This window comes from Arthrobacter sp. Y3221160, from assembly GCF_059092585.1.
On the sequence record NZ_JBNHHU010000002.1, the window covers coordinates 204,501 to 225,171 of the forward strand.

Sequence of the window (20,671 nt, forward strand, 5' to 3'; positions counted from 1 at the left end):
TTGCTTCGGTGTCAAAACTTCTAGTTGCTTAAGGAGCGTGCAGGCGCCCTGCGTCTGGATCCGGCCGCCCCTCCCGCTGGCGGCCTAACATCTGCCCATCCCTGCCGGGGCCGAGTTGGCAAGATGCCCGTTAGTCCCCGCCTCACGGATGTGCAGGCCCTTGACGACCATGTTGTGGTTCTGCGGTTGGCCGCCGCCGATCTGCTTGTACCACTTTCCGCTGCTCCACTGCACGTAGCACTGGACAACGATGTCACTGCCCCAAATGGCCCAGTGGTTGCCCGCGCAAGACCCGTTGTTGAAGTTGTCGCTGCTGCCGTCGGCATTTTCCATGCAGGTCCGGTGTCCATCATCGAGATCCGTATTGCCTCCGCCAACGGTCACCGTCCACTGCGTCTTCGGCGGCGGCGGCGGCGGCGGAGCGTCGCCGGAGCTGGCCGCGGTCGACGCTATCGCACCGGCCGTGCCCCGGGAATTGATCGACTGCGCTTCGAACGTCACGCGCTTGTTGTACGCGCGGGTGTTGACGGTCTTGCTTCCCGAGTTGGCCACATTCTGCCACGCGCCCCCGTCGATCCGGATCCGGATTTGGGTGACGTCATGGCTGTTCGCCGCCGGTGCGCTCCAGCTGAACGTGACGTCCTGCTGTTCCCTGGCGCCGTTCTGTCCGGAAACGCTCGGCGTGCCCGGAGCCCCATACGGAGTCGCGTTGTTGGACTCGGCGCTCGGCGCACTCGAGTAGCTCGCGCCGTCGCTGTTGGCCACGGAGGTAATGCGCACGTTGACGGCCTTGCCGTTGGTGAAGCCTCCCACCTTCTGGCCGTTTGCGATGGCCATGGTCCGGCCGTCGCTGAAGTGGGCCCGGTAGCTGACTTCGCCGGCCTGGGCGCCGTTGCGCTGCGCGGCGGTCAGTTCGTTGAAGGACACCGTTACCGCGCGTCCGGCCCCGCCGGTCTCCGCTTCGCTCAGCGAGGCTCCGGTCGGGGCAGCAGGTGCGCCGACCGCCCGCCGCGCATTGGACTGCGGGCTGGCCTCGCCCGACCCGGCCTTGTTCCGGGCCGTGACGGTGTAGGTGTAGGCGGTCTCCGAGTTCGGTGCGGTCACGGTCTGCGACGTCGCGCTCACCGCCGGGAAGGTCCGGGTCAGGCCTCCGCCCTGGTATTCGCGCACGGTGTAGTCGAGAATCTCGCCGCCGTTGTTGGCCGGCGCGGCCCAGCTCACCTTCAGCTGGCTCTGGTCACCCACGGATTTCACCCGTTCGGTGGCAGGAGCGGTGGGAGCGGCGGGCGGACCGGCCGGCACCTCCGCTGCGGAGTAGGCGCTGAACTCGCTCGGTTCCGGGGCGCGGTTGTGCGCCTGCACCCGGACCTCGTAGGCCTGGCCGTTCTCCAGCCCCTCCCACCTGTAGCTGGTGCCGGTCAGGCCGTTCTTCTGCAGCTGGCCACTCGGCGGCGCCGGCGAAATCTCCAGGGTGTAGCTCTCGATGGCCGAGCCTTCGTTGGCCGGGGCGGCCCAGCTCACGTCCAGTGACTTGTCGCCGAACTTCAGCTGCGGGGCGGCCGGGGTCGCCGGCCGGACATCCGGCCGCGCCACCGCTGACTCCGCGGACGGGTCGGACGTGCCCACGCTGTTCTCCGCCGTCACCGTGAAGGTGTATTCGACGTCGTTCTGCAGGCCGGTCAGGGTGCAGGTGGTGGTCGCGCACTGCTGGCTGAAGCCCCCGCCGACCGCGTTCACCGTGTAGCCGGTGATCGGCGCGCCGTTGTCGCTGGGCGCCGTCCAGGACAGCACCACGCTCTGGTTGCGGACCGAGTCAACCAGCGGCGTGCCGGGCGTCTCCGGTCGGCCCTTGACCACGAGCGAGACGTTCGCCGTCGCCTGCCGGCTCCCCTCGCGGGTCTTGTCCTCCACCGTGTATTCGACGGTCATGGTGCCGGAGAAGTCGGCGCCGGGCGTCACGATGATCCGCTCCCCGTCGATCTCCGCGGTGCCCCCGTTGCCGGCCACGGCGCTGACGATCGTCAGCGGGGTTTCCGGGAACGGGTTCACGTCGTTGGCGAGCACGTCTACCGGCAGCGCTTCGCCCTGCACGGCGTCGGGCACCTCGTCGTCGTTGGCGACCGGCAGCGGGCGGGTGGAGGCGGTCGCCCGCACACCCACCCGGCTGGTCACCTTGTCGGAGCGCCCGTCGGTCACGGAGAAGTTGACCACGCCGGTGGCTCCGGTCTGGAGCGCGGCATCCGCCGCCACCCGCAGAACGCTGCCCTCCAGGCTGACGTCGAATCCTTCCGGCGTCCCGCCTTCGACGGCGAACTGCAGCTTCTCCAGGTCCTCGGGGTTCGGGTCGCTGGCCAGCGGGCGCAGGTCGTAGCTGACGGCGTCTTCGCCCTTGGCGACCTCGAGCGTGCCGGTGGTCAGCTCCGGCGGGAAGTTCCGGTCGGCGGCCGGAATCACTTTGGTCATGATGGTCAGCGTGGACTTGAGGCCCTCGGGGTCGTCGGGGCCCGATCCGTCGGTCACCTCGAACGTGATGGAGCCGGGGCCGGCGTAGTCGAGGTCCGCCTTGTAGCTGAGCGTGCTCGCGTCGGCCATCCATTCGTCGTCGCTGGTGCCGATCGCGCGGATGTTCTCCGCCACCGTGATCCGCGGGGTGCGGCCGGGCCGGACTTCCACCAGTTCGGTCAGGTCCAGCCGCAGTTCCTCGCCGGCCGTCACGTCCTGCGGGGTGTTGTCGCGCAGCACCGGATACTGCTCGCCCAGCGGCGGAACCCAGATGACCGCGGTGGCCTGCAGCCCGTCCACGTCCCGGACGGTGTAGGGAATCAGCTGGACCGCGTCGGTCAGCTCCACGTTGACCTGGCCGTCGGCGACCGCCCGGGCGGTCGGGTAGCCACCATCGACCAGGACGTCCAGCTCCTTGGCCACGCCGTCCGGGTCCTCGTCGTTCTCCAGCACCGGCACGTCGACGGCGGTGCGCCCCTTGATGTCGGCCGATTCCACCCGATCGTCACGGGCCAGCGGCGCCTGCAGCGGGGCGTCCCCGCTCACCTGGACCGTCACGGTCCCGACGGCGGAGCCGCCGCGGCCGTCGCCCACGGTGTACCGGGCGTTGACCGTGCCCTCCTGGGCCGGGGTGGTCAGATAGACGCGGCCGTCTTCGGCCTTGGCCGCAATCGACTGGGGCGTGCCGACGATCTTGTCGGGGGCCAGCTGGAGCGGGTCACCGTCCGGGTCGGAGTCGTTCTTGAGCACGTCGACGGCCACCGTCCGGCCCGGCCGGATCTCGATCCCGTCGTCGAGTGCCACCGGGTTCTGGTTGCTCTCCGGCGCGGGGGCGATGCCAACCAGGACCGTGGCCGTGTTGACGGCGCCCAGCCGGTCCTTGACCTGGTAGGTGAAGGTGTCGGTTCCCGCGCCCTGCGCCGATGCCGTGTAGTCGATGTAGTTGGGCCCGGCGACGGCCGCGCCCTGGGCGGGGGCCTTGCCGATGCCCGTCAGGTAGACCGAGTCGCCGTCCGGATCGATGCCGTTCAGCGGGATGGGAATCCGGACGGTCGACCCCGCAATGGCCCGGGCTTCCTGGTTTTTGGGAGCGGGCTGGGAGTTGGACTCGTCGTCGCGCGGGAGGATGTTGATCCTCAGCTGGGCCGAATCCCTCTGTCCCGTGGGGTCAGTCACCTCGTAGACCGCGTAGACCGTTTTGGCCTGCTGCCCGGCGATGAAGCGCACGGTATTCTCGGCAGTGAAGATGCGGCCGTCGGCAGGATCCGGGGTCTCCGCGAGCTCTTCCACCAGCTCCAGCGTGTCGCCGTTCGGATCGGTGTCGTTCGCCAGCACCTCCACGGTCACGACGTCGCCGGCCCGCACGGTGGCGGTGTCGGCCTCGGCCTGCGGCGGCAGCGGCTTGTCCTGGCCGGCCACGGAGATCACGCTGACCTCGCCCGTGGCCGAGGCGAAGCCGTTCGACACGGTGTACCGGATGGTGGTCTGCTCGTGCAGCCCCTTCACGTCGGAGAGGCGCAGGATGTTGTGGTCCAGCACCTCGACGGCGACGGGCGCACCGTCGGCGTCCACCGAGGTCACGACCAGGACGCCGCCGGCGGGGTCGGTGTCATTGGCCAGCACATCCACCAGCACCTGCCCGTTCTCCGGCAGCAGCGCAACGTCGCGCACGGCCACCGGCGCGCCGCCGCCGTCGTCCTCGGTCGCATCGATGCGGATCAGGCCGGTGGTGCTGGAGGGCCCGTTGGTGACGAGGTAGGTGAAGTAGTGGGCGCCGGCGGCATCGGCCGTGAACTTGACCGTGCCGGCGTCGTAGTCGGGCACGATCGAGGTGTTCGCCGCGGAGCCCGTCTTGGCCAGCCGGAGTTCCCCGCCGTTGGGGTCCTGGTCGTTTTTCAGCGGCGCGATCTGAATTTCCTGGCCCACGGTCGCGGAAAAGTGGTCGGCGTTGGCCAAGGGCGGCAGCGCGCCGGGCGGGCGGACGTCGAACACCACCACGTCCTCGGTGGTTTCGGAACCATCGGACACCCGCACCGTGACGTCCTTCTTGCCGAACGTCTTCCCGACGTCCTGGAAGGTCAGCAGCCCGTCCGGCCGGGTCCGCACCAGGTCGCCGTCGGCGGTGTTGTCGGCGCCGACCAGGAACAGGTCGTCCCCGTCCGGGTCGATCCAGTCACTGAGGATGTTCTGGCTGATCTCCCGGCCCTGTTCCACCAGGATGGTGGTCTTCCGCTTCGCTTCCGGCGGCAGGTTGCTGCCCTCGGCGCGCACGTCAATCGCTACCCGCGCCGTGTCCGTGCCGCCCCGGCCGTCGTCCACCTCGTAATTGAAGGTGTGCCGGCCGGGCCCCGCGTCGCCGTTGACCACGATCTGCAGTCCGGTGCTGTCGTAGATGCCCTGCACCTCACCGACGACCGGGCCGTCGCCGATCACGCGGGCGGTGAGCACATCGCCGTCGGGGTCGGAGTCATTGTCCAGGATAGTCAGCGTGGTGGTGCGGCCGGCACGCACGCCGAAGGTGTCGTCCTGGGCGACCGGCGGCTGGTTTTCTTCGGTCCGGTCGGGCAGCGTGTTGACTGGGTTTTCGTCCGCCGAGTCCTCTTCGTCTTCCTCGTTCTCCTGCTCCGGCGGAATCAGATCGCTCCAGTTGTCCACCAGCTGCATGTTTTCGAGCACCAGCCAGACATTGCCGGCGTTCACGTCGTTGAGGACCACGATGTCCCGGTTCACCCGGAAGACCAGCGACGCGTTCGCACCGATTCCCAGGATCGGCTGTGCGAGATCATCGGCGTCGTCGCTGCAGTCCCGCAGGTAGTGGTTGACGCCGGCCCAGGCCGCGTGCAGGCATCCGGCGAGCTGGACGGGTGCGGCCGGTGTTCCGGTGCCTTCCAGCGGCACGATGGCTGCGTCGGATCCGTTCAGCGGCTGCTTAACCAGGGCAGATTCAGTTGCCACCGCCACGAACGGGCTCTCGTCGCCGCTGAGCTGAAGCGCGCCGCCGCGGGCGTCCGGCACGGTGACCTCGCGGCCGCCGGGGAGAACCAGCAGGCCCGAGTCGGTATCGAAGACCACCGCTTCTTCCCCCACGGCGGCTATCTGCAGATCCCCGGCTGTGGCCAGCGACTCCACCCGGTGCCCGCCGGTGCGTTCGGGCACGCCTTCGTCGTTGACTTCGAAGCGGGCGACCTCGCCGGCAGCCGGATCGGCAACGAAGATGGTGTCCTGCCTCGAGACCGTGGCCACGCTGCCCTTGGCGTCGGTGAGCAGCGGCTCGGCCGTTTCCTCGTTGAACGACCCCAACTCGTCGGCCGGGCTGATCCAGACTTGGCCCTTGGCCGTGTCGGTGATGGACAGCAGCGTGTTGCCGAAAGCCACGTCGGCGGTGCCGGGCAACTGCTGTTCGGACCCGCGCTCCATCTGCGCCACGTCCACCGGGCTGAGCATCGACTGGTCCTGGTTTTCCATGAACACCGTGCCGGCGTTCTGCAGGACATCGAAACCGTCGCTGTTGGCCCTGAAACCGCCGTCGAGCACCTGGGACTGATAGTTGAGGTGGCCTACCATCCCCTGGCTGTTGTTGGTGACCCACACCCCGCCGTCATTCAAATCCACGTCGGCGGTGGGGAACCCTTGGTAGTAGATGGCCCCGCCGACCACCAGCGCCGTCGCCACAGAGAAGGTCGTCGTCGATGCGAGCGTCTTGCGCCGCCGCGTCCGCCCGAACATTCTTCCCCGCAATGCCCTGATTCCTTTGTGATCCCGCGCCGATTCCCCGTCGGCGCCCCGGGAAATTCCGGAAGAACACGCCGATAAGGCACCCAAAGACGGCCCTTGGTGCGACAAGGGCCCTTATCGACTATTGCACGTATAACCACTGAGCGTAAACCCGAAGGCATGGGGAAGACTCCCCTGCCGGCCATTCGCCCGGGAACGACGACGGCGATGCCCTGCCCGGGCGTCGGCGGCGGTGCCGTGCCCGGGCGTCGAGGGCCTCGTTGCGGTACCGTCCGGTGAGCGTGGACCTAGTCGACAACCAGCCCTTGGCCGGTGCCGTGGGCAACGGTGACCGGGTTGACCTCGCCGAATCCACGGACGGTGCGCACCTTCTGCGGGATCAACACGAATCTCTCATCCCCGGCGAGCGTGGACGCGGTGGACGCATCGACCAGAACGGTGCCGGGCTCCGCTAGCGTGGTCAAGCGGGCGGCGAGATTGACCGTGGGGCCGTAGATGTCGCCGAGCCGGGAAAGGACCCTGCCCCACACCATGGCCACCCGCGCCGAGGGCAGCAGGTCGTCGTCGCCTATGGCCTTCGCCAGGGCCAGCGAGATTTCGGCCCCGGCCTGCGGGGAGGGCGCGATGAAGAGGACTTCGTCGCCGATCGTCTTCACCAGGCGCCCGCCGCCCACGGAGATGATCTCGGCACAGCGGTTTTCGAAGCGCTGGACCAGCTGGGCGAGGGTCTTCTCGTTCATCTGGCGGGACAGGCTCGTGTAGGACACCAGGTCCGCGAAACCCACGGCCCGCAGCAGGGGCAGCGAATCGGCGTCGCCACCTGCCCCGGCTCCGGCTCGGAGGGCGGCCTCGGACCGGACGGTCAGGCGGGCAACCCCGGCGTTGAGCTGTCGCCGATAGGAGTAGAGCAACAGCTTTTCCAGGGAATCGATCAGGTTCGGCAGCTCATGGACCAGCCGCTGGCGGGCCTGGGCATCAGTGAGCCCCCGCTGGTGCACCATCTCCTCCACCAACGCCTCCACCTGCCAGACCACCATGCGGTCCGTCATCTGGCCGACCGACCGGGTGATCGAAATCGCCGCTTCTTCGGTCAGCCGCTCCTCGCGGACCAGGTCGATGATGGTGGTCAAGGCCTCCAGGTCGGCCTGGGTGAAGGCCAGGTCTTCGTCCCCGAGGTTCGCGAACCCCAGGGCACGCCAGATTTTGCGGGCCGACAGCAGCGACACTCCTGCCCCGGCAGCCACTTCACGGCGCTTCATGGTCCGTTCGGAACCCAACAGCCGGATCTCGAGATCCTTGATGGCCTGCCGGTCCACCTTTCCGTTGGACTCGGCGACCGGCGCGGGGGTGGGCAGTGGCACCCGGGGCATGGACAAGGTCAGCGGCTCGGGCTCCCCCGTCGGGTGGCCGCCGGCGGCCTGGTGCCCTTCCGGTGCCGGCTCGGGCTCCAGCACAGGTTCGGGGTCCTCCGGGCGGGTTTCCTCCAGCCCTTCGTCCGGTTCGTCCGCGGGCGGCGGCGGCACTTCGCGGCGCAGCAGATGGGGCAGCTCGGGATCACGCGGAACCGGTGGCCGGCGCGGTTCATCCTGCCCGCTGCTGATGTCCATCCTGTGCTTTCCTCCCTGTCAGCTGTCCCAGCTGTTCCACTCTGTTTCCGTTTCCATGTCTACACCATCAAACATGGCGGTGCGTGGCAGCTCCTCAATGGCCTCCACCACCAACGATCTGAACCGGTGGACCTCCGGTACGTCAACCAGCGTGCTGGTCCGTCCGTGCCCCAGGTCGACCGTGAGATTGCCGCTGCGCAGGGTGCGCTGGATGATGGACTGCTCGCTGCGGACTTCGGCGATGGCCACCAGCAGCAGCTGGCGTTCATGCCGCCGCCCGACGCCCTCGCGGATGATGAGCCGCCGGCTGGTCAGCACATAGCGCGTGCTCATCCAGCGCAGCAGCGGCAGGAGGAACAGTCGCGACAGCAGCGCCGCCACCATCACGGCCAGCCCGGCGAGCAGCAAGGGGCGCGACTCGACCACCCAGTCCGGCGGGCCGGGACGGCTCAGGTTGCCCAGCAGGTAGGAGCCGGCCCCCAGCACCAGCAGCGCCGCCGCCACCGGCCAGGAAAGCTTCCGTGCCTGCGGCCGGGTCACCACGATCACGCGCTCCCCCGGATCCAGTTTCAGCCGCAACGCGGCTCCCGGTTCCCGCAGGGCCTCCAGAGCAACTCAGGGACCTTCGTGCGGCCGGAGGTGCACCACGTCGCCGGCCGTCACGACGTGCTCTGTGCCTTCCGCGTCGCGGATTTTCACGGCACCGTAAGCGTCCAGGCCGAAGGCCTCGCCGATGATGTGCTTCCCGTCCGGAAGCTCGGCGCGCACCTGCTGTCCCAGGGTGACCATGACGTCGCGCAAGCGGCCGATCAGGCTGGATCCGTCGTCCCACTCAGCCGCCGGGTCGCCGCTGACATCACAAAACTGCCGGTAGCGCTGTGAGAAGACCCGCAGGTAGGACATCAGCAGGATGTTCCTGTCGGTCGTCCGGCCCTTTTCCAGCGCGACGCTGGTGGCGGTGGGAACCGGCAGCTCATCCCTGGAGAGGGTCACGTTGAGGCCGGTGCCGAGGACGACGGCGGGGGGCGAGCCGTCGGGGTAGCTCACGATTTGGGCCAGGATGCCGGCGATCTTGCGGCCGGAGACCAGGACGTCGTTGGGCCATTTGACCTCGGCCTTCAGCTGCGCGTACTCGCCGAGCGCCTCCGCCAGCGAGGCGGCGGCCAGCAGTGAGAACCAGGCGTAGCTTTGGGTCGGCACGGGCCGGCCGGCGTGATTGAAGGGGCGCAGCAGGATGCTCACGATCACCGACGAGCGGGCCGGAGCGCTCCATTGCCGGTCCAGCCGGCCGCGGCCTGCGGTTTGCATCTCGGCGGCCAGGACGCTCAGGTCCGACCATCCCACCTTGTCCGCGACCGCCTTGGCCGCCAGGTCGCTGTTGGTGGAGCCGGTGGATTCCACCAGTTCGAGCCTCCGGTACGGGCCCAGGGGTGCGCAGAGAGCGTCGCTGAGGCCGTCGAAATCCAGGGCCGGTCGGTCAACGTCGGAAAAACTCGGGCTCATGTGTCCCATCCTACTGACCGCCGACCGCACGGGGGCTGCCGGCAGGTCGCGATCCGCGGGGTTCCCCGGGCAAAAGCACTTGCGGCGAAATTGTAGGGTTCCTACACGTGGCCTGACGCCCATGCTCACTAGACTTGGTTCAGCGGCGCGCCTGCGCCCTGCTGTTTTGTGCGAAACCTACTTAAGCAGCCTGCAGAGCGCCGCATCCGACACCCTCGGCAGAATCCGGAGAATTCATGAGCCTCGATCAAGACCTTGATCTGCAGACCACTGCAGGCAAGATTGCGGACTTCCGCCGCCGCCAGGCGCAGTCCCTGCAGCCTTCCGGCGCCGAGGCGATCGAGAAACAACATGCCCGCGGCAAGAACACCGCGCGGGAACGGATCGAAATGCTGGTGGACGAAGGATCTTTCGTCGAGTTCGATGCCTTTGCCACGCACCGGTCGACCGCCTTCGGCATGGAGAAAAAGAAGCCGCTCGGCGACGGCGTCGTCTCCGGTTACGGCACCGTCGATGGGCGGCTGGTGGCGCTGTACAGCCAGGACTTCTCCGTCTACGGCGGCTCGCTCTCCCAGGTCAACGGCGAGAAGATCGTGAAGGTGCAGGAATTCGCCCTGCGCAACGGATGCCCCGTCATCGGCATTAACGACGGCGGCGGCGCCCGGATCCAGGAGGGCGTGGCGTCGCTGGCGATGTTCGCTGACATCTTCCGCAACAACGTTGCCGCCTCCGGCGTGGTGCCGCAGATCTCGCTGATCATGGGCCCGTGCGCCGGTGGGGCCGCCTACTCCCCCGCCCTGACGGACTTCGTGGTGATGGTGGACAAGACCAGCCACATGTTCATCACCGGACCGGACGTCATCAAGACGGTCACCGGCGAAGAAGTGGACATGGAAACGCTGGGCGGGGCGCGCCAGCACAACGCCACGACGGGCACCGCCACGTACCTGGCCGCCGATGAATCCGACGCCGTCGAATTCGTCCGTGAGCTGCTCGAGTTCCTCCCCTCGAACAACCTGGCCGAGGCTCCGCCGCTGGACTTCGAGGAGGAACTCGACCTCACCGCCGACGACCTGACTTTGGACGAACTGATTCCGGATTCGGCCAACCAGCCGTACGACATGCGGACGGTGATCGAGCACATCGTCGACGACGGCAACTTCCTGGAAATGCAGTCGCTGTATGCGCCGAACGTGATCATCGGCTACGGCCGCGTCGAGGGGCACACCGTCGGCGTCGTGGCCAATCAGCCCATGCAGTTCGCAGGCACGCTGGACATCAACGCCTCCGAAAAGGCCGCCCGCTTTGTCCGTCACTGCGACGCCTTCAACATTCCCATCCTCACGCTGGTGGACGTGCCCGGCTTCCTGCCTGGCAAGGACCAGGAGTTCAACGGCATCATCCGCCGCGGGGCCAAACTGCTCTATGCCTACGCCGAGGCCACGGTGCCGAAGCTTACGGTCATCACCCGCAAGGCCTACGGGGGTGCCTACATTGTGATGGGCTCCAAGAAGCTCGGTGCCGACCTGAACCTCGCCTGGCCCACCGCCCAGATCGGCGTGATGGGCGCCCAGGGCGCGGTCAACATCCTCTACCGCCGCGACCTGGCCGCAGTGGCTGCCGAAGGCGGCGACGTCGAGGCCCGCCGGCAGGAGATCATTTCACAGTACGAGGAAGAGCTGCTCAACCCGTACCAGGCTGCCGAACTCGGTTATGTCGACGCCGTGATCGCACCGTCCGACACCCGCCTTCAAGTGGTGCGCGGCCTGCGGGCGCTGCGCGACAAGCGGGCGACCATGCCGCACAAGAAACACGGGAACATTCCGCTATGAGCCGGTGGTCAGACATGAATACAACACAGTCTTCGGGCACCGCCGCGGTGCCGCAGGCCGATGACGCCATGGGGCCGCATCCGCTGCTGACCGTGGCCAAGGGCAATCCCAATGCCGAGGAACTAGCCGCGCTGACCGCCGTCGTCGCCGCCCTGCAGTCATCCGGGGTGTCCAGCTCGCCGCAGAGCAAGCCCCGGCGAAACCGCCGGCCGCTGCTGCGCCCGTTCGTCTCGCACGGCCCCGGCGCTTGGCGGCACACCTTCCGGTAGCCGGCTCCCCAGAGGGCACGCCCTGCGGTAATGCCGCCGCGGCCCGGGGGTCACGGACTCCCGGCCGGCTTGGTACTGCTGCCGCTTCACTGCGGGGACGGGCGCGGTACGGGTCTCCGGGCGCTCAGCGCGGGTCCAGGACCGTGCCGAGGAAAAGCGGAAAACCTGTGGGCAGGTGGATGATCTGGTAGAGGAAGGGCCGGTCGAACGAAAGCTCGACGTCGGGCTGCGGCGGCAACGAACCGGACAGCACATCCAGTTCGGTCACGGCGGCGGCGATGGTTCCCTTTTCGCCGACGGTGATGTTGGCTTGCTGGGCTGCGCCGGTCACCGAGGCGTCCGGCTGGATGGCCTCCAAATCGGGATCCGGGCCGAAGGTTTCGGCGAGTCCGAGCCCGCGCAGGATGGGCAGCAGGTCCTGCCGGTGCGTGTGGTTCCAGCGGGGCAGCTCGAGAACGACCATGGCCTCGTCGGCACTGTCCATCACCGTCGCCACCTCCACCAGTCCGGCCTCGTCCCTGACCGGTGCACCGTCGTCGGGCAAAACGAGGCGCATCACGAATCCGTCGCTGTACGGCAGGTCGAGGCCTTGCCAGCCGTTCCCGCGCCCGTACGCCGCCTGCACCAGATTGCCCATCATGGGTACCTCGACCGACTCGCCGGATGCCGTGGTGAAACCGCCGTCCTCCGTGGCCGACGGGTCGAACGGTTGGTCCCAGGCGGCCGCGAAGTAGACGGCGTTGAGCAGGGTCAGCGTGTTCCCCGGGTCGAAGGTGCCGGGCGCCTCGGTGATGCGGCCGCCGGTGTGGTGGTCCACCCATGCATCCATGGCCTGTTTGGTCGCTGGATCCGAATAGTCCACCGGGTAGACGCCGGAGCCGTAATGCCGGGCCAGGGTGTGCAGGTAGTCTTCGCCGGTGGGCGTCCCTTCGTCCACGAAGACGCCGTTGGCCAGGTGCAGCAGCGGCCGGGCCGGTGGCTCCTCCTCGTCGACCGAGGTGGGATCGCCGTCGAAGCCTTCCCACTCCGCCGACAGCCCGTTCATGGCGGCTTCGAGATGCGCGTCCGGCAGCCCCACCACGGCATCCATCTCGCGGGCCGTGGTGCTGCCGGCGCCCGCGCGGAGCATGGCGACGGCGTAGAGCAGGCTCACCGGACTGGTGACCTGGTTCTTCTCCGGCGCCGCCGCGAGCATGGCTGCTCCCAGCTTGTAGGCCGAACGCCGCAGCGCTTCGACCTCGGCCGGAAAGTCCCCCGCTGCCACGTCCGCCCGGGCCACTCCGTCCGCGGCCAGCAGTTCCGGAGGCGCCGCGCAGGCGCCGAGCATCATGGCGGGCGCCACCCCCAGTGCCGCCAGCGCCGCCGTCGTCCTCTTGCGCACTTTGCCCTCCTCGCCGTTGACCCCCCAACCTATGGGGCGGCAGGACCTCAGTGCCAGAGGCAGCACACTACGATTCCATGACGATTGCCGCTGGGCCGGCCGCCCGGTGCCGGACGGCGGACAGGCGCGCTGGCGTGGCCGGGTCTGCGGGTTGCCGGTAGGCTCTCCCTGTGACTGAGCAGACATCTGAACTGACCAAGAGCCCGGAAACCTGGCGCATCCCGTCCGCCATCGATGCCGTCGCAGACGCCTACACGGCGGAGCTGCTGGAGTTGGATCCTTCGCTGGCAACCTCCCTGGGCATCCCCGGCCATGAAACCGAGTACCCGGACTACTCCCCTGCCGGCGCCGAGGCGTTCGCCGAGGCCACCCGGGAGGCACTCCGGCGGCTGGAGGACCTGGAACCGACCGACGACGTGGACCGTGTCACCCTCGATGCGATGCACGAGCGGCTGGGCCTTGAGCTCGAAATCCACGAGACCGGCTGGGACCTGGCGGACCTGAACAACATCGCCTCGCCGGCGCAGGACATCCGCGCCATCTTCGACTTGATGCCCACCAACACCATCGAGGACTGGAACAACATCGCCGGCCGCATGGCGCACGTTCCGGACGCGATTGCCGGCTATGTGACGTCGCTGCGCGAGGCCAAGGACCACGGGCTGGTCGCCGCCAAACGGCAGGTGCGGATCGTGATCGAGCAGACCCGTGCGTACGCGGCCGAGGACGGCTTCTTCCGCACGTTGGCGGGGCAGGCTGCCCCGGAAGAGGGCGAGCTGTCCCAGGACCTGCGCGACCGGCTGGCCGAAGCCGCCGGTGCCGCGGCGACCGCCTACGGCCGGCTGGCCTCGTTCCTCGAGGCCGAGCTGCTGCCGTCAGCACCGGAGAAGGACGCCGTCGGGCGCGAACGCTATGCCCTGATGTCGCGCCGTTTCCTGGGCTCCGCGGTGGATCTGGAAGCCACCTATGCCTGGGGGGTGGCGGAATTGGACCGCATCATCGCGGAGCAGGAAGCCGTGGCGGAGCAGATCCGGCCCGGGGCCAGCATCGAAGAAGCGATGGCACTGCTGGATGCGGATCCCCAGCGGCAGCTGCACGGCACCGACGAGCTGCAGGCGTGGATGCAGCGCCTCTCGGACAAGGCCGTTGAGGAACTCGCCGGCCACTTCGAGATCTACGAACCGATGCGCCGGCTGGAGTGCATGATTGCCCCGACGCATGAGGGAGGCATCTACTACACCGGCCCCAGCGACGACTTCGCCCGGCCGGGCCGCATGTGGTGGTCGGTGCCCGAAGGCGAAGACAGCTTCACCACGTGGAAGGAAACCACCACGGTCTACCACGAAGGCGTTCCGGGCCACCACCTCCAAATCGCGACGGCCACCTACCGGCGCGAGCTGCTGAACAACTGGCGGCGGAACATCTGCTGGGTTTCCGGCCACGGCGAAGGCTGGGCACTGTATGCCGAACGCCTGATGGATGATTTGGGCTACCTGGCCGACCCGGGCGACCGGATGGGCATGCTGGATGCGCAGCGCATGCGGGCCGCCCGGGTGGTGTTCGACATCGGCGTCCATTTGGAGCTGGAGATCCCGGAGCGCTGGGGCTCGGGTGCCTGGACGCCGGAGAAGGGCTACGAGTTCTTGCGCCGGAACATCGCGATCAGCAAGGGCCAGCTGGACTTTGAATTTGCCCGCTACTTGGGCTGGCCGGGACAGGCGCCGGCCTACAAGCTGGGCCAAAAGCTCTGGGAGGAAATCCGCGACGAGCGACGCCTGCGCGAGGGCGACGCATTCGACATTAAGGCCTTCCACAGCCAGGCGCTGAATATCGGCTCGGTCGGGCTGGACACCCTGCGGCGCGCGCTGCTGGGCGAGGACCCGGTGCCCGCCACCGGCTGACCCGGGCCGGTTCCGGCCGGACGTCGGACAAGGCGCGGACAAACAGGAGGGCCGATGCATCCCCCAACGGTGCACCGGCCCTCATCTGTGCCGGGTCCCTTCGGCCCTTAACGGGGCGTACTCTCCGGCGGGAGAAGCTCCCGCCGAAATCGTACGGTCAGGCAACCGGTCCAGGGGCCAACGCGGCGCTTCTTTACGCTCAGGTCACGGCGCGGAAACACCCTAAGCAGGGTTCGCTTTGCGGCGCCGGATAAGCTTGGTCGGATGACCGATCTTCGCCTGATACTCGCCTCAGCCTCCCCCGCCCGCACCAAGCTCCTGGCCGAAGCCGGCATCGCGCACGAGGTCCTGGTCTCGGATGTCGACGAGGACGCGGTCACAGCGGGCTACGGCATCACCGACCCGCACGACACGGCGCTGTTGTTGGCAAGGGCCAAGGCCGAGGCTGTTGCGGCGCTCCCCGCGGCCGAAGGCGCCTTGGTGCTTGGCTGCGACTCCGTGTTCGAACTCGACGGCGCGCCGTACGGCAAGCCGCATGAGCCGGACGTCGCCCGGGAACGCCTGCATCGGATGAGCGGGCGGCACGGGGTGCTGCACACCGGTCATTGGCTGGTGGACTGCCGCCCCACCGCCTTCGAAGCCGGCGGGCAGGAAATTTCCGGTGCCGGATCGGGTGCCACCGTAGGCGCGGTCGCCTCCGCCGCGGTGCATTTCGCCCAGCTCACCGACACCGAAATCGACGCCTACGTGGCCAGCGGCGAACCGCTGCACGTTGCCGGTTCGTTCACCATCGACTCGCTGGGTGGCGCCTTCATCGAGCGGGTGGACGGGGACCCGCATGCCGTCGTCGGCCTCTCGGTATCCACCCTGCGCCGGCTGCTGTCCAGCGCCGGCGTTCAGATCACCGACCTCTGGAGCTGAGCGCAGGCCGCTTTGTAGGACCCCTACAAAGAACCGCCCTCTCACACGCAGAAACGGCATGGTTCATGAGCGAATCCCGCAAAAGCAGGCTAGGCTCCTCAAGGATAGAAGGAGCTTTGAATGACCCAGCGCATCACCAAGGTACTGATCGCCAACCGTGGTGAAATTGCCGTTCGCATAGTCCGCGCCGCACGGGACGAAGGCATTGCCTCGGTCGCCGTCTACGCCGACCCGGACCGGGATGCCCTGCACGTCCGTCTGGCGGACGAAGCCTACGCACTCGGCGGGAGCACCGCCGCCGAGTCGTACCTGATGATGGATAAGCTCCTGCAGGTGGCCGAGGCCGCCGGTGCCGACGCCGTCCACCCCGGCTACGGTTTCCTGTCCGAGAACGCAGAGTTTGCGCAACGGGTCGTCGACGCCGGGCTGACCTGGATCGGCCCCTCCCCCGACGCCATCTCCCAACTGGGCGACAAGGTCCAGGCCCGGCACATCGCCGAACGGGTCGGCGCCCCCTTGGTGCCCGGCACGCCCGATCCGGTGGGCAGCGTGCAGGAAGTCCTGGACTTCGCCGACGCGCACGGCCTGCCGCTGGCCATCAAGGCGGCCTACGGCGGCGGCGGCCGCGGCATCAAGGTGGTCCGTGACCGCGAGGCCATCGCCGAGTCCTACGAGTCGGCGGTGCGCGAGGCCACGGCGGCGTTCGGGCGGGGCGAATGCTTCGTGGAGCGTTTCCTGGACTCGCCGCGGCACGTGGAAACCCAGTGCCTGGCCGACGCGCACGGCAACGTGGTGGTCATTTCGACCCGCGATTGTTCGCTGCAGCGCCGCAACCAGAAACTCGTGGAGGAGGCCCCGGCCCCGTTCCTGTCCCCCGAGCAGAACGAGCGCCTGTACACGGCGTCCAAGGCGATCATGCGCGAAGCCAGGTACCAGGGCGCCGGAACCTGCGAATTCCTCGTCGGCCAGGACGGGACCATTTCCTTCCTCGAGGTCAACACCCGCCTGCAGGTGGAGCATCCCGTGTCCGAGGAAGTCACCGGCATTGATCTGGTCCGCGAACAGTTCCGCCTTGCCCGCGGCGAAGAACTCGGTTATGACGACCCCGACGTGCGCGGGCACTCGTTCGAGTTCCGCATCAACGGCGAGGATGCCGGCCGCAACTTCATGCCGGCGCCCGGGACGGTGGAGACCCTGCGCCTGCCCACCGGTCCCGGCGTCCGCGTGGATTCGGGCATCGAAGCCGGCGAAGTCATCGGCGGCAACTTCGACTCCATGCTGGCCAAGCTGATTGTCACCGGCAGCACGCGCGCCCAGGCCTTGGAGCGCGCCCGCCGCGCGTTGGACGAGATGGAAATCGGCGGCATGCCCACCGTGCTGCCGTTCCACCGCGCCGTGGTGGCCGACCCGGCCTTCGCCCCCGTGGAAGGGCCGTTCAGCATCCATACCCGCTGGATCGAAACCGAGTTCGTCAACGACATCCCGGCGTTCCAGTCCGTCCCGGCGGCGGGATCCGACGACGACGGCGAACGCCAGCGGGTCACCGTCGAGGTCGGGGGCAAGCGGCTGGAGGTCGTGCTCCCGGCCGGCCTGGGCGGCGGTACCGGCACGCCCGCCAAGTCCAACGGCAAGCCCAAGCGCGCCGGACGGGGCCGTTCCGGTTCCGCAGCCGGCGCCGCGGCCGGCGGCGACGGGCTGGCCTCCCCGATGCAGGGGACCATCGTGAAGGTCGCCGTCGCCGAAGGCGACACGGTTGCGGAAGGCGATCTCGTCGTCGTACTGGAGGCGATGAAGATGGAGCAGCCGCTCACCGCGCACAAGTCCGGGACCATCCTGGGGCTGGCCGCCAAGCCCGGGGACACCGTTTCAGCCGGCGCCGTGCTGGCTACCATTGCGGATTAGGGCGCACACTTTTAAGGCCGGACTGTATCACTGGTTGTAGTCATGTCACGTTTTAGGTACCAAGTGGGCGCGGGAACTTACTAAGCACGCTGTCCATGCGGTAGCGTGATGCCTACCAAGGAGCAGAACCCGGCCTGACCGGGAGAATTGACGTAGCACCTAACAAAGGAGATGCACCTCATGAACTTCCTAGCATTCCTCTTACTTGGACTTATTGCAGGCGCCATTGCCAAGCTGATCCTTCCCGGACGGCAGGGCGGTGGCTGGATTGCGACGCTCGTCCTCGGTGTCATCGGTGCCCTCCTGGGCGGATGGATCGGCGGTGCTGTGATGGGCGCCGATATGAACGAATTCTTCAGCCTCGAATCGTGGATCTGGGCCATTATTGGCGCCCTGATCGTGCTGGTGATCTGGGGCTTCATCACGAAGAGGAGGAGCACAACCGCTTAATCTTGGCCGATTAAACTGCTCCTTTTAGTGGCATCTGGCCCGCCGCCCCTCCGGGGAGGGCGGGCCTTTTGCTTGCCTGCAACCTTTTGCTTGCCCTGCATGGCGGCGGCACACCTGCGCCAAGGCATCAAAAAGACCCGCGGCCACGGCCGCGGGTCTTTCTGATCGTCCGGCTGGAAGGTCAGCTCGACTGGTTCTCGTAGTCCATGTCCTTGGTTTCTTTGGTCAGCAGCAGGGCGACCAGAGTCAGGACGGCGGCGCCACTGAGGTAGAGGCCCACCAGGACCGTGCTGCCCCCGGCGGCCTGCCACAGCGCGACGGCGATGAACGGAGCCACCGAAGCGCCCAGGATCGAGGAGAAGTTGTAGGCCACGGCCGAGCCGGTGTAGCGCACGTTCGTCGGGAACAGCTCGGGCAGGATTGCGCCCATCGGCCCGAAGGTCAGGCCCATCAGCGTGAAGCCGATGATCAGGTGCGCCATGGTGCCGGCGAAGCCGCCGGCGAAGAGCGGCACCCAGAGGAAGCCGAATGCCATGATGCCCAGGGATACCGCAATCAGCGTCTTCTTGCGGCCGTACTTTTCTGCCAGGGGGCCGGACACCAGGGTGAAGATGCCGAAGAACACCACGCCGATGATCAGCATCAGCAGGAAGTCGTTGCGGGCATAGCCCAGCCCGGCGGCAAAGGTGTCCGGATCGAACGGCTTTCCGGCGGCCTCGGCCGCGGCGGCGGCGTCCTCGGCGTTCGTTGCCGCCGTGCCGTAGGACAGCGTGAAGGTGGTCATCAGGTAGAACAGCACGTAGGTGGCCAGCATGATGAACGTACCCAGGATCAGCTGGCGCCAGCTGGTCTTGAAGACCCGGCCCAGCGGCAGCTTGGTGACCTCGCCCTTGTCCACGACCTTCTGGAAGGCGGGGGTTTCCACCAGCTTCAGGCGCACCCACAGGCCGATGATCACCATCACGGCGCTGGCCAGGAACGGAATGCGCCAGCCCCAGGCCATGAACTCTTCGTTGGCGAGGTTGATGCTCAGCACCAGGAACAGCGAATTGGCGATGATGAAGCCGATCGGGGCGCCCAACTGCGGGAAGGTGCCGTAGATGGCCCGCTTATTCGCCGGCGCATTCTCGGTAGCCAGGAGGGCGGCGCCGCTCCATTCGCCGCCGAGGGCCAAGCCCTGGGCGAAGCGCATGACCACCAGCAGGGCGGGTGCCCAGAAGGACCAGCCGTCAACCTGGGCGGTGGGCAGGCAGCCGATCAGGAAGGTGGCGATGCCCATGGTGAGCAAGGAGGCCACCAGCGTTCCCTTGCGGCCGAACTTGTCGCCGAAGTGTCCGAAAATAATGGACCCCAACGGGCGGGCGATGAAGGCCACGCCAAACACCGCGAACGAACTCAGCAGAGCGACGGCTCCGCTGGCATTCGGGAAGAACAGCGCCGGAAAGACAAGCACGGCGGCCGTGGCGTAGACGTAGAAGTCATAAAACTCGATGGACGTGCCAACAAGGCTGGCAACGATGACGCGGCCGCGGGAGTTCACCGGCGCGGCAGGCGCCCCCGCGGTAACTGATGCTGGTTTGGACATTGAAGTGTTGGCTTTCGCTCGAATGAATAACTTATGAATTCTAGTCAGATGTGTCCGCGATCCGGACAATTGTTTCAACATGTGGACAGCTGTGTTATGCGCACCGCCCTGCTCTTGCTGTTTCCCGGTGCGGACCACCGTGCTCGCCACGGTCGCCATGCCGCCGTAGGCTGGGCGGACGGAAACACGCGGCGCTGCGAGGGAGGGCCCCGATGGAGGCCGATGAACGGCACGGGATGCTGGCGCGCCCCGATGCGACACTCGCCGTCTATACGTACGGCCCGCCGCACGGGCCCGGGAGGCCGGCCGTCCTGCTGATCCACGGCTACCCGGATGACCACTCGGTCTTCGACTCCGTCGCCGCCCACCTGAGCGCCGACAGCCACGTCATCTCCTATGACACCCGCAATGCCGGGGCGTCCCGAACCCCCATCGCCCGTCCCGGCGCCTACCGCCTGCCCGTCCTGGTGGACGATCTTTTTGCGGTGATCGATGCCTCCGGGGCAGAGGGCGTGCACCTCGTGGGACACGACTGGGGATCGATCCAAGGCTGGGCGGCGGCCCAGGATGCTCGTGCCGAGGGCCGGATTCTCAGCTTCACCAGCATTTCGGGACCGGACCTGGGCCATCTTCACCGCTGGTTCGGGCGCAGGCTGCGCAGGCCCGCGCTCTGGCCGCAGGCGGCAGGACAGGCCGTGCGCAGCCTGTACGTCGCCGGGTTCCAGTTGCCGGTACTGCCGGAACTTGCGTGGCGGACGCTCCTGACCCGTCCGTACGAGCGCTTCTCCGGCCGCAGGATCGGCGACAACGGTGTCCGCGGCCTCGCCCTGTACCGGGCAAACTGGTTCCGGCCCCAAACCCTGTCGGCCCGCTGCCGGGTTCCCGTGCAGGTGATAGTCCCGCGGCGGGACCCGTTCCTCTCGCCCCATCTGGTGGAGGGGCTGGAGGACTGGGTGCCGCGGCTGAGAATTGTTGAAGTGGATGCAGGCCATTGGTGGCCCGCGGAGGCCGGAGAAACAGCCGCACGGATGGTGAGGAACTGGATTGCGGACCTGCCGGGGGTTTGAGGTTCCGCCCGAAGCC

General features: G+C 67.8%; 13 protein-coding genes. 7 read left to right on the forward strand and 6 right to left on the reverse strand.

The window, feature by feature from the left end; all coding sequences use genetic code 11:
- Positions 1 to 84 precede the first annotated feature (84 nt).
- The 4 genes from AC5RWG_RS13975 to AC5RWG_RS13990 form a co-directional block, all read right to left on the reverse strand.
- Positions 85 to 6,228, reverse strand: coding sequence for an Ig-like domain-containing protein (locus AC5RWG_RS13975; protein WP_494167183.1), 6,144 nt, complete (start codon positions 6,226 to 6,228; stop codon positions 85 to 87).
- A 296-nt stretch (positions 6,229 to 6,524) separates the two neighbouring features.
- Positions 6,525 to 7,607, reverse strand: coding sequence for an adenylate/guanylate cyclase domain-containing protein (locus AC5RWG_RS13980; protein ID WP_494167407.1), 1,083 nt, complete (start codon positions 7,605 to 7,607; stop codon positions 6,525 to 6,527).
- 255 nt (positions 7,608 to 7,862) lie between these two features.
- Entirely contained in the window at positions 7,863 to 8,423 is a 561-nt protein-coding gene (locus AC5RWG_RS13985; protein ID WP_494167184.1) for a PH domain-containing protein, read from the reverse strand.
- Between the two features lie 36 nt (positions 8,424 to 8,459).
- Positions 8,460 to 9,347, reverse strand: a complete 888-nt coding sequence (locus tag AC5RWG_RS13990; RefSeq protein ID WP_494167185.1) for a biotin--[acetyl-CoA-carboxylase] ligase — start codon at positions 9,345 to 9,347, stop codon at positions 8,460 to 8,462.
- Between the two features lie 236 nt (positions 9,348 to 9,583).
- Between AC5RWG_RS13990 and AC5RWG_RS13995 the strand changes: the two genes are divergently transcribed.
- Positions 9,584 to 11,179 (forward strand): acyl-CoA carboxylase subunit beta, encoded by a 1,596-nt coding sequence (locus AC5RWG_RS13995; protein ID WP_494050230.1) that lies wholly within the window; start codon positions 9,584 to 9,586, stop codon positions 11,177 to 11,179.
- 14 nt (positions 11,180 to 11,193) lie between these two features.
- The gene (locus AC5RWG_RS14000; protein ID WP_494050229.1) at positions 11,194 to 11,448 is read left to right on the forward strand and encodes an acyl-CoA carboxylase epsilon subunit; all 255 of its coding nucleotides are present in this window, start codon (positions 11,194 to 11,196) and stop codon (positions 11,446 to 11,448) included.
- A 124-nt stretch (positions 11,449 to 11,572) separates the two neighbouring features.
- On the opposite strand, the gene AC5RWG_RS14005 is transcribed toward AC5RWG_RS14000, so the two are convergent.
- Positions 11,573 to 12,829 (reverse strand): serpin family protein, encoded by a 1,257-nt coding sequence (locus tag AC5RWG_RS14005; RefSeq protein ID WP_494167186.1) that lies wholly within the window; start codon positions 12,827 to 12,829, stop codon positions 11,573 to 11,575.
- Between the two features lie 170 nt (positions 12,830 to 12,999).
- Between AC5RWG_RS14005 and AC5RWG_RS14010 the strand changes: the two genes are divergently transcribed.
- The 4 genes from AC5RWG_RS14010 to AC5RWG_RS14025 all read left to right on the forward strand — a co-directional run bounded on the left by AC5RWG_RS14010 (position 13,000) and on the right by AC5RWG_RS14025 (position 18,003).
- The gene (locus AC5RWG_RS14010) at positions 13,000 to 14,730 is read left to right on the forward strand and encodes a DUF885 domain-containing protein (protein WP_494167187.1); all 1,731 of its coding nucleotides are present in this window, start codon (positions 13,000 to 13,002) and stop codon (positions 14,728 to 14,730) included.
- A gap of 264 nt (positions 14,731 to 14,994) precedes the next feature.
- Positions 14,995 to 15,651 (forward strand): Maf family protein, encoded by a 657-nt coding sequence (locus AC5RWG_RS14015; protein WP_494167188.1) that lies wholly within the window; start codon positions 14,995 to 14,997, stop codon positions 15,649 to 15,651.
- Between the two features lie 120 nt (positions 15,652 to 15,771).
- The gene (locus AC5RWG_RS14020; RefSeq protein WP_494167189.1) at positions 15,772 to 17,553 is read left to right on the forward strand and encodes an acetyl/propionyl/methylcrotonyl-CoA carboxylase subunit alpha; all 1,782 of its coding nucleotides are present in this window, start codon (positions 15,772 to 15,774) and stop codon (positions 17,551 to 17,553) included.
- A 180-nt stretch (positions 17,554 to 17,733) separates the two neighbouring features.
- On the forward strand, positions 17,734 to 18,003 hold the full coding sequence (locus tag AC5RWG_RS14025; RefSeq protein WP_493977616.1) for a GlsB/YeaQ/YmgE family stress response membrane protein: 270 nt from the start codon (positions 17,734 to 17,736) through the stop codon (positions 18,001 to 18,003).
- Between the two features lie 181 nt (positions 18,004 to 18,184).
- Here the strand turns inward: AC5RWG_RS14025 and AC5RWG_RS14030 are convergent, their stop codons facing one another.
- Positions 18,185 to 19,588: an MFS transporter gene (locus tag AC5RWG_RS14030; RefSeq protein ID WP_494001334.1), complete on the reverse strand. Its 1,404-nt coding sequence runs from the start codon at positions 19,586 to 19,588 to the stop codon at positions 18,185 to 18,187.
- A gap of 212 nt (positions 19,589 to 19,800) precedes the next feature.
- On the opposite strand from AC5RWG_RS14030, the gene AC5RWG_RS14035 reads away from it, so the two are divergent.
- On the forward strand, positions 19,801 to 20,655 hold the full coding sequence (locus AC5RWG_RS14035) for an alpha/beta fold hydrolase (RefSeq protein WP_494001335.1): 855 nt from the start codon (positions 19,801 to 19,803) through the stop codon (positions 20,653 to 20,655).
- Positions 20,656 to 20,671: the final 16 nt, after the last annotated feature.

Excerpts from the sequence above, each read along its gene's own strand:
- AC5RWG_RS13975 (WP_494167183.1), bottom strand. The coding sequence starts at position 6,228 with ATGTTCGGGCGGACGCGGCGGCGCAAGACGCTCGCATCGACGACGACC.
- AC5RWG_RS13980 (WP_494167407.1), bottom strand. The coding sequence starts at position 7,607 with ATGCCCCGGGTGCCACTGCCCACCCCCGCGCCGGTCGCCGAGTCCAAC.
- AC5RWG_RS13990 (WP_494167185.1), bottom strand. The coding sequence starts at position 9,347 with ATGAGCCCGAGTTTTTCCGACGTTGACCGACCGGCCCTGGATTTCGAC.
- AC5RWG_RS13995 (WP_494050230.1), top strand. The coding sequence starts at position 9,584 with ATGAGCCTCGATCAAGACCTTGATCTGCAGACCACTGCAGGCAAGATT.
- AC5RWG_RS14000 (WP_494050229.1), top strand. The coding sequence starts at position 11,194 with ATGAATACAACACAGTCTTCGGGCACCGCCGCGGTGCCGCAGGCCGAT.
- AC5RWG_RS14015 (WP_494167188.1), top strand. The coding sequence starts at position 14,995 with ATGACCGATCTTCGCCTGATACTCGCCTCAGCCTCCCCCGCCCGCACC.
- AC5RWG_RS14020 (WP_494167189.1), top strand. The coding sequence starts at position 15,772 with ATGACCCAGCGCATCACCAAGGTACTGATCGCCAACCGTGGTGAAATT.
- AC5RWG_RS14025 (WP_493977616.1), top strand. The coding sequence starts at position 17,734 with ATGAACTTCCTAGCATTCCTCTTACTTGGACTTATTGCAGGCGCCATT.
- AC5RWG_RS14030 (WP_494001334.1), bottom strand. The coding sequence starts at position 19,588 with ATGTCCAAACCAGCATCAGTTACCGCGGGGGCGCCTGCCGCGCCGGTG.
- AC5RWG_RS14035 (WP_494001335.1), top strand. The coding sequence starts at position 19,801 with ATGGAGGCCGATGAACGGCACGGGATGCTGGCGCGCCCCGATGCGACA.